General features: G+C 72.9%; 9 protein-coding genes. 3 read left to right on the forward strand and 6 right to left on the reverse strand.

What is annotated here, in order from left to right; all coding sequences use genetic code 11:
- Window positions 1-41 precede the first annotated feature (41 nt).
- Window positions 42-1,625: an alpha/beta fold hydrolase gene (locus ACQP2F_RS12225; protein ID WP_433303521.1), complete on the forward strand. Its 1,584-nt coding sequence runs from the start codon at window positions 42-44 to the stop codon at window positions 1,623-1,625.
- Here ACQP2F_RS12225 and ACQP2F_RS12230 read toward each other — a convergent pair.
- Together ACQP2F_RS12230 and ACQP2F_RS12235 are read right to left on the reverse strand one after the other, a co-directional pair.
- Window positions 1,609-2,643: a chitinase gene (locus tag ACQP2F_RS12230; protein WP_433303523.1), complete on the reverse strand. Its 1,035-nt coding sequence runs from the start codon at window positions 2,641-2,643 to the stop codon at window positions 1,609-1,611. The two genes, ACQP2F_RS12225 and ACQP2F_RS12230, sit on opposite strands and share 17 nt — an antisense overlap.
- 108 nt (window positions 2,644-2,751) lie before the next feature.
- Entirely contained in the window at window positions 2,752-5,028 is a 2,277-nt protein-coding gene (locus ACQP2F_RS12235) for a tetratricopeptide repeat protein (protein WP_433303525.1), read from the reverse strand.
- Window positions 5,029-5,250: 222 nt separating this feature from the next.
- On the opposite strand from ACQP2F_RS12235, the gene ACQP2F_RS12240 reads away from it, so the two are divergent.
- Complete coding sequence (locus tag ACQP2F_RS12240; RefSeq protein ID WP_433303527.1) at window positions 5,251-6,201, forward strand: hypothetical protein; 951 nt, start codon at window positions 5,251-5,253, stop codon at window positions 6,199-6,201.
- Between the two features lie 8 nt (window positions 6,202-6,209).
- On the opposite strand, the gene ACQP2F_RS12245 is transcribed toward ACQP2F_RS12240, so the two are convergent.
- The gene (locus ACQP2F_RS12245) at window positions 6,210-7,271 is read right to left on the reverse strand and encodes a threonine aldolase family protein (protein ID WP_433303529.1); all 1,062 of its coding nucleotides are present in this window, start codon (window positions 7,269-7,271) and stop codon (window positions 6,210-6,212) included.
- An 85-nt stretch (window positions 7,272-7,356) separates the two neighbouring features.
- Between ACQP2F_RS12245 and ACQP2F_RS12250 the strand changes: the two genes are divergently transcribed.
- A complete protein-coding gene (locus ACQP2F_RS12250; RefSeq protein ID WP_433303530.1) occupies window positions 7,357-9,144 on the forward strand; it encodes a hypothetical protein in 1,788 nt (595 codons plus the stop codon).
- Here ACQP2F_RS12250 and ACQP2F_RS12255 read toward each other — a convergent pair.
- The 3 genes from ACQP2F_RS12255 to ACQP2F_RS12265 are packed head-to-tail and all read right to left on the reverse strand — an operon-like array spanning window position 9,131 to window position 14,555.
- Window positions 9,131-12,103, reverse strand: coding sequence for a Z1 domain-containing protein (locus ACQP2F_RS12255; RefSeq protein ID WP_433303532.1), 2,973 nt, complete (start codon window positions 12,101-12,103; stop codon window positions 9,131-9,133). The genes ACQP2F_RS12250 and ACQP2F_RS12255 overlap by 14 nt on opposite strands.
- A complete protein-coding gene (locus tag ACQP2F_RS12260; protein WP_433303533.1) occupies window positions 12,100-13,080 on the reverse strand; it encodes a PD-(D/E)XK motif protein in 981 nt (326 codons plus the stop codon). Before ACQP2F_RS12260 ends, ACQP2F_RS12255 begins: the two co-directional genes overlap by 4 nt.
- The gene (locus ACQP2F_RS12265) at window positions 13,077-14,555 is read right to left on the reverse strand and encodes an ATP-binding protein (RefSeq protein ID WP_433303535.1); all 1,479 of its coding nucleotides are present in this window, start codon (window positions 14,553-14,555) and stop codon (window positions 13,077-13,079) included. The genes ACQP2F_RS12260 and ACQP2F_RS12265 overlap by 4 nt, the downstream gene beginning before the upstream one ends.
- Between the last annotated feature and the right edge of the window lie 66 nt (window positions 14,556-14,621).

The raw sequence follows: 14,621 nt of genomic DNA on the forward strand, positions 1-14,621 counted from the left end.
CGTTCTGGATGTGGTCCGGATGTGGTCCTAGATTGAGCACTGTGGTCGTGCGAGTGCTCGGGACGGCCCGGGTCGAGCCCGCGGAGGGACCCGCGCCCCGGCTCGAGCGAAAGGCGCGGGAGCTGCTCGGCATCCTGACCGTCCGGTCGCCGGGCGCGGTGGCCGTGGCCGAGCTCGCCCGCCTGCTCTGGGACGACCCGCCGCCCTCGGCGGTCAAGACGATCCGCGCCCACCTGTCCCGCCTGCGCGCCGCGCTGCGGGCCGCCGAGCCGGGCGCCGACGTCGAGCGGGTGGGCCGCGACGCGTACCGTCTCGCGGCCGATCCCGGCCGCACCGACGTCGGCCTGGTCGCCGCCGCCCGCGCCCGGGCGCGCCGGCTGCTCGCCGACGGCCGCCCGGACGACGCCGCCGCCGAGCTCGCCGAGGCCCGCGGGCTGTGGCGGGCCGACCCCGAGCTGCCGGACACGGTCGCGGCCGAGGCTCTGCGCCAGGGCTGGCGCCGGGAGCGGCGGCTGCTGGTGCAGGAGCACCTCGGCTGCCTGGCCGCCGGCGGCGACCCGGGAGTGGCGCTGGGCGAGCTGGAGCAGCTGACCGCGGCCGACCCGCTCGACGAACCGCTGTGGGTGCTCTACGTGCGGGCCCTGCACCGGGCGGGCCGGCCGACCGAGGCGCTGCGGGCCGCGGCCGCCGCCCGGGCCGCGCTCGTCGAGGTCGGTCTCGACCCGTCGCCGGCCCTGCGCGACGTGCAGGCCGAGGTGCTGCGCGCCGCCCCGCCTCGGCCGGCGGCCGCCGTGCGGATCCGCTATGCCGCCGACCACGACGGCTCCACCGCCTACACGCGCGTGTCCGACGGCGGCCGCCTCCTGCTCGTCCTCAACCCCGCGATGATCACCATCGACGGCCTGCTCGACGGGGCGCACGCCCGCACGGCGCTGACCGCCCTCGCCGAGCACGCCGCGGTGGTGTGCCTCGACCGGCGCGGCATCGGCCTGTCCGACCCGCTCGCCGCCGGCCGGCCGCCGCTCGACCAGTGGGTCGACGACGTGCGCCGGGTCCTCGACGCCCTCGCCGCCGACCGGGCCGACCTGTTCGCCAACTTCGACACCGGCCTGGTCGCGCTGGAGTTCGCCGCGCGCCATCCCGAGCGGGTGCGCTCGCTGGTGCTCGCGCAGTGCTACCCGCGCTACACCCGGGGCGACGGTTATCCGTACGGGCTGGATCGCGGCACCACCGACACCCTGATCCGCGACACCGTCTCGCCGGCCGACCCGGAGCACGGCGTGGACTCGGTCGCGCAGGCCGCACCCAGTGTCGCCGCCGACGAGGAGTTCCGGCGGTGGTGGAACCGCCTGGGCCGGCGCGCCGCCGGTCCCGCGGTCGCCCTCGCCGTCCGGGCCGTCGCCACCGGCACCGACCTGCGCCACCGGCTGCCCGCGGTCGGCGCGCCGACGCTGGTGCTGCACCGCCGGAACTGCCTCAACGTCGACGTGGGGCACGCCTCCTATCTGGCCGCCCACCTGCCGCACGCCCGGCTGCGGACGACGCCCGGCACCGACGCCCTGTGGTTCACGGACTCGGCCGAGCTGCTGCGGCACACCATCGAGTTCCTCAGAACCGGCCCATGATGTGGGTGAACTCGTACGGCTTCTGCACCACGCCCGAGCAGTCGTCGGAGCCGGGCGTGCCCGGGCAGCCGCCGTTGTCGCGGCCGAGCGCCCAGAACGACAGCTCGCCGATCCGGTGCGCGGCCGCCCAGCGCGTGACGTCGCGGGCGCCGGCGAGCGTGAGGACCTCCAGCGGCCCGGTCTCCCCGCCGGAGCCGTAGTCGTCGATGCCGATCATCTCGGTGACGCCGACCATCGCCCACAGCTGCCGGTCGGAGCGGTGCGGGTAGAGCTCGCGCAGGGTGGCGACCAGCCCCGCGGCCGCGGTTCTGGTGTCGGCGGCCATGTCGTGCGCCTGGTCGTCGTAGTAGTCGAAGGTCATGATGTTGACGATGTCCACCCGGGCGCCGTAGCGGCGGGCGCTGGCCAGCACGTTTATCGCGTTGTCCTCGAGGCCGCCGGGCGCGGTCGGCAGGGTGTAGACGATCTGCAGCGGCCGGTGCTGCCGCTCGGCCCAGCGCTGCACGAGGTGGATCGCCTGGTTGCGGCGGTCGATGGCGGCCGTGTTGTTCAGCGAGGCATCCTCGATGTCCATGTCGAGCCGGGTGACGCCGTAGGTGGTGACGACCTTCCGGTACGCGGCCGCGATCTTCCCGACGTCGGTGCAGCTGTCGGCGATCTCGGTGGCGGTGCTGTCGGCGCTGTACCCGCCGAACGAGGGCACCACGTCGCCGCCGGCGGCCCGGATCCGGGCGATCTGCGTGCCGTGGACGGCGGGGGAGACGGGAGTCGCCGGGTCGCCGTTCCACAGGATGTCGCACGAGCCGGTGGCCTGCGTCTGGAGGAAGGCCATGGTGAGGTAGCGGGCGCCGGAGGCCTTGCTGACCGCGGCCGGGTCGGCGTCGGTGTAGGTCTGGAAGTACGGCGCGAACACGTGCGCGGGCAGCGTGCGGTGACGCTGTCCGGCGTAGGCCGGCGCGGGCAGCGCACCGGCGACGATCGCCGCGACGGCCGCGGCGAGGATACGGGTGGCGGGCATGGGGCCTCCCCGGATTGTTAGTAAAGCTGTCTGACAGTCGAACCGTAAGATCGACTGTCGCCCATGTCAACGGTGTCCATGAGCAGCCTGCGGACGCGGCCGGATGCGCTAGCCGAGGTCCGGGGCGAGGCGCGACGCCTCGACGGTGCGATGCTGCGCCCGGTAAAGGTCGTACGCATCGCGCCGGCACCGTTCGGCCTCGGCCGTGCGTCCCGGCGTGTCGGCCAGCACGTCTCCCAGCCGCGCGAGGGTGTCGGCGGTCGAGTAGTCGTTGCCGAGCTCCCGGTAGATCGACAGTGCCTCCTCGAAGAAGGCGGCCGCCGCGGCCGGCTCGTTTGCGGCGCGCGCGATGATGCCGAGACTGTCCAAGGTGGCCGCCTCGCCGGACCGGTTCTGGTGCGCGCGGTGGATCGCCAGCGAGGCGGTGCAGTGTTCGCGCGCTCCGGCCAGGTCGCCGGATCGGGCCAGTTCCTCGCCCAAGGCGTTGCGCGCGACGGCGGACCACAGCGGTTCGCCGAGGTCCTCGAAGAGGCGCAGTGCCGCCGTGGCGTGCTCGATCGCCGCCTCGGTGTCGCCGCGGCCCTCGGCGGCCATGGACATGGCACGGTGGACCTGCGCCAGGCTTGCGGTGTCACCGAGGCGCGTGGCGAGATCCATGGCCCGGGCCAGGTGCCCGGACGCCTCGACGTACCGGCCGGCGCGCGTACAGACATTGCCGTAACACAACTCGGCGAGCGCGACCGCTGGGGTATCCCCGTCCGCTTGCGCCGACGCGAGCCCGCGCTGCCAGACCTCGCTGTGCTGGGTGAGCATCCCGCGTCGGTAGTGGTAGTTGTCGAGGCACCACGCGAGCTGCCAGACGATGCGGTGCCGGGCGCGGTCGGCCGCGTGCTGTTGTGCGGCGATGAGGTTCCGGTACTCGCGGTCGAACCACGTCAGGGGATCCGGCGGATCGTCGGCCAGTACGCCGTTGTCCCGAGGGACCAGGACGATCGGCGCTCGCAGCGCCGCGAGCCGGCGCTCGGCGTGGTAGGCGCCGTACAGCAGGGACAGGGTCATGCGGTGGACCGCGGTCTCCCGCCGCGTCGACGGCATGTCGTGCGCCGCACGTTCGGCCCAGTAGAGGCGGACCAGGTCGTGCAGCGCGTAGAGGTCGGGCGCCGGCTGACGCACGAGTCCCACCCGTTCGAGGTCGCGCAGCAGCTCGCGGGTCGTTCGTAGCGGCCGGCCGGCGATGCTGGCCGCCGCGGCCAGGCCGACCTCGGGCCCGGGAACCAGGCTCAGCAGCCGGAGAAGAGCGGCCGGTGCCGCTCGGAGAGGCCGGTCCGACGACGCGAACACGCTGCGCAGGTTGCCCTCCAGTGTTCCTGTGCTCAGCGCGTCGAGGACGGTGCCGGAGTCGGCGAGCTCGGCGGCCAGCGCCGACAGCGGCCAGTCGGCGTGCAGCGCGGCGCGGGCGCCGACGATGCCGAGGGCGAGTGGAAGGCCGCCGCAGGCGTCCACCACGATCCGCGCCGACCGTTCGTCCGCGCGCAGCCGTTCGTCTCCGAGGCGTGCGACGAGGACCGCACGGGCCTCCGCGGGTGACATCGGGTCCAGGCGCAGCACCCCGGCGCCTCGCCGCAGAACTATCTCGGAAAGATCGTCGCGACTAGTCACCACGACGGTTGCGGCCCCCTCTCCGGAGAGCAAGGGGGCGACCTGCGCCGCGTCGCGGGCGTTGTCCAGCACGATCAGCACCCGCCGGGTCGACACCAGGTCCCGGTACAGCACCTCCGGGTCCTCCCGGTCGCCCACGCGCACGCCGAATGCCGCCAGCAGGGTGCGGCAGGCCTGCTCGGAGGGCATCGGCTCGTCGGCCGAGGTGAACCCGCCGAGGTCGACGTAGACCTGGCCGTCCGGGAACCGGGTGGCGTGCCGGCGACCCCAGCGCACCACGAGCCAGGTCTTGCCGACGCCGCCGATCCCCGTCACGATCACGACCCGCGAGCCGTCCCGGGTGCCGCGCGGGAAGGTTGCCTCCGTGAGCAGATCGAGCTCGTGCTCGCGGCCCGCGAAGGCGCCCGGGTCCGGTGGCAGCCGGTGCGGTACGGGCCTCGACGTGGACCGGCGCTGCGCGGCAGCTTGTGCCTGTTCGGCGTAGAAGCGGGCCCGCCTCACCTCGGCGGCGGACGCCCCGAGGGCGGACGCCATCGCTTCCACGGCATCGGCCGCGGGCGTCCGTATTCCGTTGAAGACGTTGTTGACGTATCCGACCGAGTATCCGGAGGCGCCGGCGATCACCCGCATGGAAGGCATCCGGCCGTCTCGCGCTGCGGCCTCGTGCCGCAGCCGGCGCAACAGGTCGACCAGCTCACCGGACCAACCCTCCGGCGGCGCCCTCATCCGTTCCCCACGGTTCCATTCTTGACGGCCGATGCCGGCGTTCGCCCGAGATCGACTTCAGGTAACGGTGTTTGCGCAGGTGGGTGCCGTCGTGGCAAGAGCGGTGTTCACTCGGTCGCCGGATAGCCGCCCATCGGAACGATCATTTCCTCACATCGCTCGGAGGAGAGGCGGTCAGCCATGCCACCGCCGGCCCGCCGTCGGGCACCGCTCACCCGTCGTGTGCAGCGGGCACTGAACTCGCTGCTGGAGGAGTTCGGCGCGAGCAAGGTCGTCGCCGCGCCGCTCGCCGGACTGTCGTTCCTGGCCACTGTCTTCGGGGTCACCGTGCCGACCCCCGCGGCCACGACCGCGGCCCTCGTCGTCACCCTGGCGGTCGTCCTGGTCGTGATCGCCATTCTGACCACCCTGCTGCGCCACGAGCGGCGGCGGCGCACACGCTCCGATGCTGTCATTCGCCGACTGACCCGGACGATCCTCGACCAGCAGTCGGCGACGGCCTACACCTGGGAGCGGTGGGTCGAGGTCGCGGACGTCGGCCGCGGCGGCGACATGGTGCTGCGACAATGGCGGACCCTGCGCGCGGGCGAGGAGCCGGTCCACGTCGTGTGGGCGGCCTTCGAACAGACTCCACACGGGCACCTGACCGCGGCCCAGAAACGGGGCGTCGCGGTGACGGCCAACTCCTTCAGCACCGCCCCGGACGGCACCCGGGTCATCGGACCGTCGTTCGACCTCACCAAGGTCTGGTACGACGAGGTCGATGCCCTCGTCGTCTACATGTGCCTCGCCGATCCCCTGCCACCCGGCGAGCACATCGACGTGTTGTTCACCTGGATCTGGCCCGGCGCCTACCGATGGTTGATCAACGGCGGCCAGGACACCGTGTTCTTCGTACGCAAGAAAGGCTCGGTCGGCTCCATCGACGTCACGTACACCTTCTCGGCGGACACCGGAGTGACCGACCGGATCGTCGTCCGCCCGATGCCCGGCACTCCCATGCCGTTGCACACGGGCACCGACGAATCGGTCTTCACCGTCTGCTACGACGGGCCGCTACCCGAACGCGTCGGATTCGTCCTCGAGGTCACCGACCACGAACCCGACATGCCCCGGCGCCGTCGAACGGACCCACGACCGGGCACCCGCCGACGTTCCGCGGTGGCCCCTTGAGGCGCCGGTCAGCCGATCAGGTTCGCGAACGTGTCGGCGACGAACTCCGCGGAGTGCCGCAGGGTGGCGCTGCCGACGGTGAGCTCGACCCGCACCACGTCCGGGAGCTCGGTGGCGGCGACGTGCGGCGCGACCCACAGCTTCTCGGTCTCGGCCAGGCGGCGGGCATTCTGCGCGTACGCCTCGGCGGTCGTCGGCAGCAGCAGATGCATCATCGGGGTCTCGGGCGTCGTCGGGACCACCCGGACGCCGGGCACCCGCTCGAACGCGGCCGCGATGTCGAGGGCATGCCGCATCCGGTCCGGCATCTCGGCCAGGGCGCCGGGCAGCAGGTTGCGGGCCGAGGCCGCGCCCGGCCACAGGTGCATGAGCGTGCCGCCGAGCCGTTTGCGCCACTCGCGGACCTGGGCGACCTCGTCCTCCGGACCGGCCAGGCAGCAGCCGGGCAGCGCGCCCACGCCCTTGTAGAACGAGACGTAGACGGTGTCGAACAGCGCGGCGATCTCGGCCGGCGCCCGGCCGTGGCCGGCGCTCGCCTCCCACAGCCGGGCGCCGTCGAGATGGACGGCGGCGCCCCGCCCGCGGGCCCACTCCACCTGCGCGGCGAGATCGTCGAAGGCGGGCAGCCGGCCGCCCAGGTCGCGCTGCGGCAGCTCGATCAGCAGCGCCGCGAACGGCTCGGCCACGGTCCGCAGGTCGTCCAGGGTGAGCAGCCGGGCCGCGTCGCCGACGCTCCGCCCGACCAGCCGGTGCAGGTGGGCGAACGCGTTGTCCTCGTGCCGCAGCAGGTGGCACTGCGGGTGCCAGAGCACGGTCCGGGCGCCCCGGGCGTCGGCGTGCACCCGCAGCGTCGCGGCCTGGGCCATGGTGCCGCTGGGCAGGAAGACCGCGGCCGGCTTGCCGAGCAGCTCGGCCACCTCACGTTCGAGGTCGGCCACGACGCCGCCGGCGCCGTAGAAGTCGGGTTCGACGCCGGAACCGATCGAGGCGAGCAGCCGGGCGGGCGGGGTCAGCCCGTTGCCGGCGATGGCGTCGGTGCAGGCGGCGCGGAGGGCGGCGAGTTTGTCCACCGGCCGAGTCTCGCAACATCGAGCCACTTCTATGAAATCGCGTAGCGTCATGTTAGCGTCACTCACGTTTTCCGGGATCCAGCGTGTGGGGGACGCGTTGTCCGATGTCGCGATCAAAGAGGTGACCGAGCCGGTCGCCGTGGAAACAAAGCGCTCGTACCGCTTTGTCCTTCATGAGTGGGTCGTGGCGAGCGTCGGCTCGGTCCTGCTCGCGATCGCCATGCTGTGGCTGATCCCGCCCTACGCGGCCGATCTGGCCGCGGCCGGGGTCAAGCCCGCGACCATCGGCGACCCCGCGCACACCATCGTCGGCGACGGCGGCGACACGGCCGCGCAGGCGTGGCTGGTCGCCTGGAACGGCCACGCGCTCAAGCACGGCATCTTCGGCGGCCTGTGGGACACCAACGCGTTCTATCCCGGAAAGTACGCCCTGGCGCTCAACGACACCCTGATCGGCTACACGCCGGCCGGGCTGATCGGCAACGGCGTGACGGCCACGCTCCTGCGCTACAACATCCTGTTCGTGCTGGCGTTCGCGCTGGCCTTCCTCGGCGGCTACGCGTTGCTGCGCCAGCTCGGCGCCGACCGGGTTGGCAGCGCGGTGGCCGGGGCCGCCCTGGCCTACGCGCCCTGGCGGTACGGCCACGTCGGGCACCTGAACATCCTCTCCACCGGCGGCATCACGCTGGCGGTGGCGATGCTGGCCCGGGGGCACGGCTGGTCGATGACCCGCGGCTACCGGCCCGATCGGGTCCGGCCCGGCTGGGCGGTGGCCGGCTGGCTGGTCGCGGCCTGGCAGGTGAGCCTCGGCTTCGGCATGGGACTGGTCTTCGTCTACCTGCTGGCGGCGGCGTGCCTCTGCGCGGCGATCGGCTGGCTGGTCTCCGGCCGGCCGCCGCTGGAGCGGCGCCTCGTCCTCGGCGACCTCACCGGCGGGCTGATCTTCACGGCGGTGACCGGCTATTTCGCGTACGCGTACGAGCAGGTCCGTGAGTTCTATCCGGACGTGCTCCGGTCGTGGGACTACGTCGGCACCTTCTCGCCGGTCCCGCGCAGCCTGCTGGTCGCGCCCGGCTACTCCCTGCCGTGGGGCACGCTGCACGCCGCCGGCCGTGCCGCGCTTGGTGCCGCCGACAACGAGAAGGCCCTGCTCTGCGGGTACCTGCTCTACCTGCTCGCGTTCGGCGGGATGTTCCTGTCGGTGTGGTCGGTCCGGCAGCGCCTGCTGCTGCTCGCCGGCACGGTCGTCGGGGTGCTGTTCGCCCTGGGCACCCACGGCCCCCTCTACCGGCTGCTCTACCTCTACGTGCCCGGCTTCGACGGCGGCCGCACCCCGGGCCGGCTGATCCTCTGGCCGACCATCTGCCTGGCCGTTCTCGCCGCCGGCTTCGTCACCGGCCTGGCCCGCGCCGCCCGTGCCGCCGCCCGGCCCGAGCGGGCGGCGGTCGCGGCCCGGGTGGTGACCGTTCCGCTGCTGATCCTCGTGCTCCTGGAGGGCATGCCCGACCTCGCACACGTGCGGGAGCCGGCCGAGCCGGCGGCGATGGCGGCGGCCACCGCCCCGCTCATGGTGCTGCCCTCGGACGACGGCTTCGACAGCACCGCCCTGCTCTGGTCGACCAACGACTTCCCGACCATGGTCAACGGCGTCGCCAGCTACAACACCCCGGACCGGCAGACGGTCCGCGACGTGATGCAGACGTTCCCCAGCCCGGGCAGCCTCGACCTGCTGCGCCGTCTCGGCATCCGCAGCGTCGTCGTCCTGCGCGACCGGGTGACCGGCACCCCCTACGAGCTGGCGCTCGGCGTGGAGTCCATGCCCGGCGTCACCCGGCGCGACATCGGCCCGGACGTGCTCTTCACGATCGACTGACCTCGACCGTGGCCTCGCCGCGACGGCCCTTCACCGTCCACTCGATGACCGAGCGGCCGTTCGGCGTCGACTTGGCCGGTGCCACCAGCGACAGCAGCGGGACCACGTCCTCCTCGGCCACCGCCGACCCCGGGGCGGGCGGGACGTCCCGGTCCAGGGTGAGGTAGACGAGCAGGCCGGCCCGCCGGTCGGCGCTCAGGCCCTCCGCCGACGGGTCGGGGAGCCCGGTGTCCCGGCCGGCGATCCGTTCGAGCGCGGCGCGGTGCTTCGGGTCGCTGCCCGAGAACGTGTCGGGCCGGTCCGAGCGCCGGCTCTTCTTGATCGCCTGGGCCGGGCCGAGATCCGGCATGTCGTACAGGTTGGCGTTGGTCACCTGCGGCCAGACGACGACCGCGTCGTCGAGCTGTCCCTTGTCGAGCAGGCGGCGGTAGAAGAGCACGACCGGGTCGATGACCTCGCGGTACGGCTCGTTCCAGCGCAGCTTCTCGAGGAGGTCCACGAAGTGGTCGGCCTTGACCACCGTGATCTTCGCGTCGAACCCGGTGAGGTTGCTCAGGCTGCTGCGGCTCGACGTGAACCGCCGGGTCTCGACCGCCTCGGCCAGCAGGGGGACGACCAGGCCGTAGTTGGCCCGCTTGGCGTCCAGGTCGGTGCGGGCCGGCACGCCGTACCGGTCCTTGAGGCTGCCCGACTCGCCGACCGCCTTGATGACGGCGTTGAACATCTTGTTGCGGCCGGTGGGCTTGAGGTACGGCAGATGCTGGCTCACGATCGGCGGCACCTGCCACGGCTCGATCGCCGACGCCGAGCCGTCCTCGGCGACCGACTCGTACTCGGCCAACCGCTCGCGCAGCGCCATCTCGTCGCGCATCAGGCCCTCGAACGCCTCGTAGAGGTCGACCGCGTTGGACGAGCCGGGCGGGTCCCGCCGGATGAAGAGCCGGACCAGGTCGCGGTAGCCGCGCCGGAACCCGAACCAGCGGCCGGCCTGCATGAGCGTGTCGCCCTGCAGCGCCTTGCGGGTGTAGAAGGAGATGGTCAGTCCCTCGACCGTGAAGCCGCGGCTGAGCTTGGCCCCGCCGATCAGGATCCGCCAGACGCTGTTGCGGTCGAAGTCGAGCGCCTGCTGGTTCTTCTGCACGGCCTCGTCGCCGTTCACCACCAGCACCGGGTCGCCCACCTCGCGGATGCGCCGGTAGGCCTCGCCCATCGGCCCGATCAGCTCGTCGAACGAGGCCGGCACCGGGTAGCCCTCGGCCCGGACCGCGCAGACCGGCCGGTAGTCGGTCTCCCACAGCGCGTTCAGCCGGTCGAGCGCGGCCGGCGAGCTGTAGTCGGCCCGGGTCCACACCCCGCGGATGAAGTCGGCGAGCTCGTCGTGGTCCACGTTGCGCACCGTCTCGTGGACCATCATCGTGTGGTGCCGGTACCGCGCCGCCCCGGCCCGCTCGCGGAACACCTTGATCGCGCCGGAGAGCACGAAGGAGTCCAGCGCCGCACGCATCGTGGCCTCGCGCTCGGCCCGGTCCGCCGCGGTGTCCGGCGGCGGCCCGACGGTCCGCACGTAGGCCACCTCGTTGGAGGTCGCCGGGTCGTCCTTCGGGTCCTCGCTGTTCCAGTCGACGTCGTGGAAGTGCCGCACGCCCATGTACCCGGCCGGCTCGGGGAGCGGCAGGATGAAGTTGCGCGGGAAGATGTCGTCGGCGCCGGGGTCGACGAAGACGTTGGCGGCCGGCGTGGCGGTGTACATGACCAGCTGCGCCCGCGGCAGCCGCTGGAGCAGGTCGACGATCGCCTTGTTGATGGCCGTGCGCTCGGCGACCTTGCCCGGGCTCCTCGTGTTGACCGAGGCCAGGTCCGACTCGTCGTCGATGATCAGGGTCGGCAGCTGGTCCAGGTCCTTGCCCTTGGCCAGGTCCTTGGCCAGCTTGCGGAGCACGTGCGCGTTCTTCTTGACGACCAGCAGGCGTACGGGCGCGGATCGCAGGTTGACCGGATCGTAGAAGGGCTTGCTCGCGTCCCGGGGGTAGAGCTTCATCGTGCCCGGCCCGGCCGTGAGGATGTCGAAGTCCTTGCCGAGCAGGGTGAGCCGCTCGATCGCCGGATGGCCGAGATCGGTGAAGCCGGCGCCGTGCACCACGAACTCGCCGTTGGCCCACTCCTCGTCGTCGGCGTAGTCGAACTCCTTGGCCGCCTCGCTCTCCACGCCCTCGAGCAGGTTCTCCCGGCCGACCAGCTCGCGGTCGATCCGCCGCTGGGTCTGCGAGCGCAGCAGCTCGATCGTGCCGGTCATGACGATGACCAGCCGGTACCCGGCGTCGATCGCCTTCGCGATGACCCCGGTGAAGTTGGCCGTCTTGCCACTTTGCACGAAGCCGACGACGAGGCCCTTCTTCTGCAGCTGATCCGCCGGACCGGCCTTGGTCGGGTCGGCGAGCCGCCGGACGACCTTGGAGGTCGCCTCGTCGAGGGCGGCCACGGTGTCGCCGTGCCAGCCGCGCTTGTCGAGCAGATAGTCCCGGTAGTGCGGCCAGTAGAACGCCCACTGCTCCTGCCGCTCGCCGAAGTACCAGGGCTCCCATTTCTCGTTGATGGGGTTCGGCGGCTCCTCCTCGGAGACCGGCGCGAGGAAGTCGAGGCGGCCGGCGACCGCGGCCGGCAGGCGCAGGCGCTCGTAGACCCAGCGGCGGCGGGCCGGCGTCCGGGGCGCCGTCCCGCCGGTGTTCCAGGGCGGGTCCGCCGCCGAGTCCCACTCGGCCAGGAGCATGGCCAGGTGGCGTACGGCCGCGCTGTTGACCTGGGTGCGGACGGCGAAGAGCCGTTCGAGGTCGCCGTCGGTGATCGGCGGCAGGTCGTCGTCGAGGAACGCGTTCATCGGCTTGAGCAGCCCGAACGGCCCGCTCTTGCGCAGCCCGGTCACGGCGCTGTCGAGGGTGTGCTCCCACGCGGCGATGGTCATGGCGCACCTCCGGTGACGAACGCGTCGCCCGGCGCCGGTGGCCGGCCGGGATCGAGCGAGGTCACGTCGATCGAGTAGGTCGCGCCGATGATCAGGGACGGCCGGGCGCACCCGCGCTTGATCACCTCGCGGTTCAGGACCGGGAAACTCCCATCCACCGGGTACGCCGCGGGAGTGCTCCGCAACCGCCGGCACTCGCGGTAGAGCGGGCGATCCCGCTCCCGCCACTGGGCGTGCCCGAGCGAGACGTCGAGCGCGCCCGCCGCCGGGCCTGCCGCCGCGCGGACGTCGTCGACCAGATCGGCCAGGCTCCGGCCCACCGCCGGGGTGGCCGCGGTGATCTGCACCGACACCAGCCACAGCGGGGTGCCCGGCGTCGGCTCCAGCTGCTCGAGCCCGCCGATCGTGTGCCGCCGCGCCTCGGTCCGCGTCGTCTTGACCTCGAAGCAGGCGCCGGGAAAGACGAAGTCGTGCTCGTTCGGGGCGTAGCCCTTCCACGCCTGCACCGCCGCCTCGGGCCCGACCGCGCCGATGCACGACTCCAGGAACAGCATCTCGCCGTAGAGGCCGGTCTGCCGCTCGGCCGAGAGGGCGCCGGCCCGGGTGAGCAGGTCGCCGAAGGTGGCCAGCGACGAACGGGCGGCCGCCGCGAACGGCAGACCGTCCTGCTGGATGAGGTCGGCCACGTCGCTGAGCAGCAGGTACGCCTCGTACTCGCTGTCGCCGTAGCGGATCAGTAGCTCGGTCCACGGCGCGCCGCCGTCGGTGACGATCCGGGCCTCGACGTGCTCGTACACCGACAGGTCGGGCGGCTCCTGGCCGTCGTGCGGGGTGCGCAGCGCCATCCGCCGGCGCGGCGGGTCGAACTCGATGCGGCACGGGGGAGTGCCGGGCACGCCGATGACCGCGGGCGCGCCGGCCAGGTAGTCGCCGAGCGCCTCGCGGGACAGGTGCCGGTCGGCCACGGGCGCGCTCATCGGCGGTTGCCTTCCCGGTAGGCGTGCTCGGCCCGGACGGCGGCCGCGAGCACGGCGTCCCAGACCTCGAGCAGGTCCTTGTCGCGCGGGCCCCACTGCTGGCCCTTGAAGTGGTCCTCGGTGAGCAGGAACAGCAGGGTCTTGACCAGCGGCGCGTCGCTCAGGCCGGTGGCGCCGCCGGTGAGCATCGGCCGGTACCGCTTGTTCAGGTAGATCGTGCGGCCCTCGCGGTCGAGCTCGAAGAACCGGCCGGCGGGCAGGGCGTCCCAGCGGATCTCGACCGGGCCCTCCTCGGCGCGCAGCGGGATCTCGGCCCGAATGACCCGCCGGACCTCCTCGTGCAGGCCCTTGGACGGCTCGGCCACCGGCCGCCGCTTGTGCTGGCGCTTGCGCGACTCGGTGAAGACCGTCTCGGCGGCGGCCAGGTACTCGGGGAAGGACGCGGCCCGGGCGATCGCGCCCTGCAGGTCGTGCGAGAAGACGATGCCCTTCTTCTCCGGGTTGAGCCGGACGTGCCCGGCCAGCGCCGGGTAGTCGTCGATCACGACCCGGGCCAGCGCGCGGGTGCGGTCGGCGGTGACCACCTGGTTCCAGCCGCCGGCCTGCAGCAGCCGGTCGTGCCGATAGATGAAGAAGCCCTGGAAGTCGGCGCCGTCCCGGCCGTACAGCCGGTAGTTCGGCCCGCTGGACCGCGGCGGCACGATGTGGCAGCCGAGGCCCACCCGGTCGGCGCCGAGCTGGGCGACGAGCGTGCGCGGGTAGCCCGGCACCGCGGAGGCGGCGAACCCGAGCGGGTCGATCGCGGCGACCGGCTCCGGGATGCCGGCCCGGTCGCGCTCCCGGTCGAAGACCTCGATCTCGATCCGCACGCGGCCGGACTCGATGAGCCGGTGGTACGTGAGCCCGAGGTGCTGCCCGAGGCGGGTGCGCGCGTCGTCGAGCCAGTTGCCGAGCCCGGTGCCGCCGGCCCGCGGGAAGTGCGTGTCCGACCAGCTGACCACCGTGCCGGTCGCCCCGCCCACGCGGGCGAGCAGGGCGTCGGGCCGGATGCTCGCGGGGTCGAGCACGTCGCAGCCGTAGTCCCGCTCCACGTCGCCGCGCCGCAGCCGCCGCCCGTGCCGTTCGGCGGCCGCCGGCGTGGTGCACACCGTGATGGTGTCGGCGTGGCTGAACGACGCCGCCTTCAGCCCGATGCCGAAGTGGCCCTGTTCGGCGGTGCCGTAGTTCCGCTGCCGCCCCAGCCGCATCGCCTCGTCGGCCTGGCGGCCGTCCATGCCCCGCCCGTTGTCGGCCACGTGCAGGCCGACGGGGTGCCCACCTTCGGTGTCGAACCGGACGAGGACGCGGTCGGCGCCGGCGTCGACGCTGTTGTCGATCAGGTCGGCCACCGCCGACTCGAGCGTGTGATGCGCGCCGAGGCTCTTGATCATCCCCGGGTCCGGTTCCAGCACCTTACGTTCGAGGACGTCGCTCACGCAGCCAATCTAGGTCCCTTGATCGGGCACGTCCGGGGCTTTCGCGAGATGACCACGGACGGGCGA

It is taken from the genome of Actinoplanes sp. CA-030573 (assembly GCF_050951115.1).
Classification (GTDB): Bacteria; Actinomycetota; Actinomycetes; order Mycobacteriales; family Micromonosporaceae; genus Actinoplanes.

Excerpts from the sequence above, each read along its gene's own strand:
- ACQP2F_RS12230 (WP_433303523.1), bottom strand. The coding sequence starts at position 2,643 with ATGCCCGCCACCCGTATCCTCGCCGCGGCCGTCGCGGCGATCGTCGCC.
- ACQP2F_RS12235 (WP_433303525.1), bottom strand. The coding sequence starts at position 5,028 with ATGAGGGCGCCGCCGGAGGGTTGGTCCGGTGAGCTGGTCGACCTGTTG.
- ACQP2F_RS12255 (WP_433303532.1), bottom strand. The coding sequence starts at position 12,103 with ATGACCATCGCCGCGTGGGAGCACACCCTCGACAGCGCCGTGACCGGG.
- ACQP2F_RS12260 (WP_433303533.1), bottom strand. The coding sequence starts at position 13,080 with ATGAGCGCGCCCGTGGCCGACCGGCACCTGTCCCGCGAGGCGCTCGGC.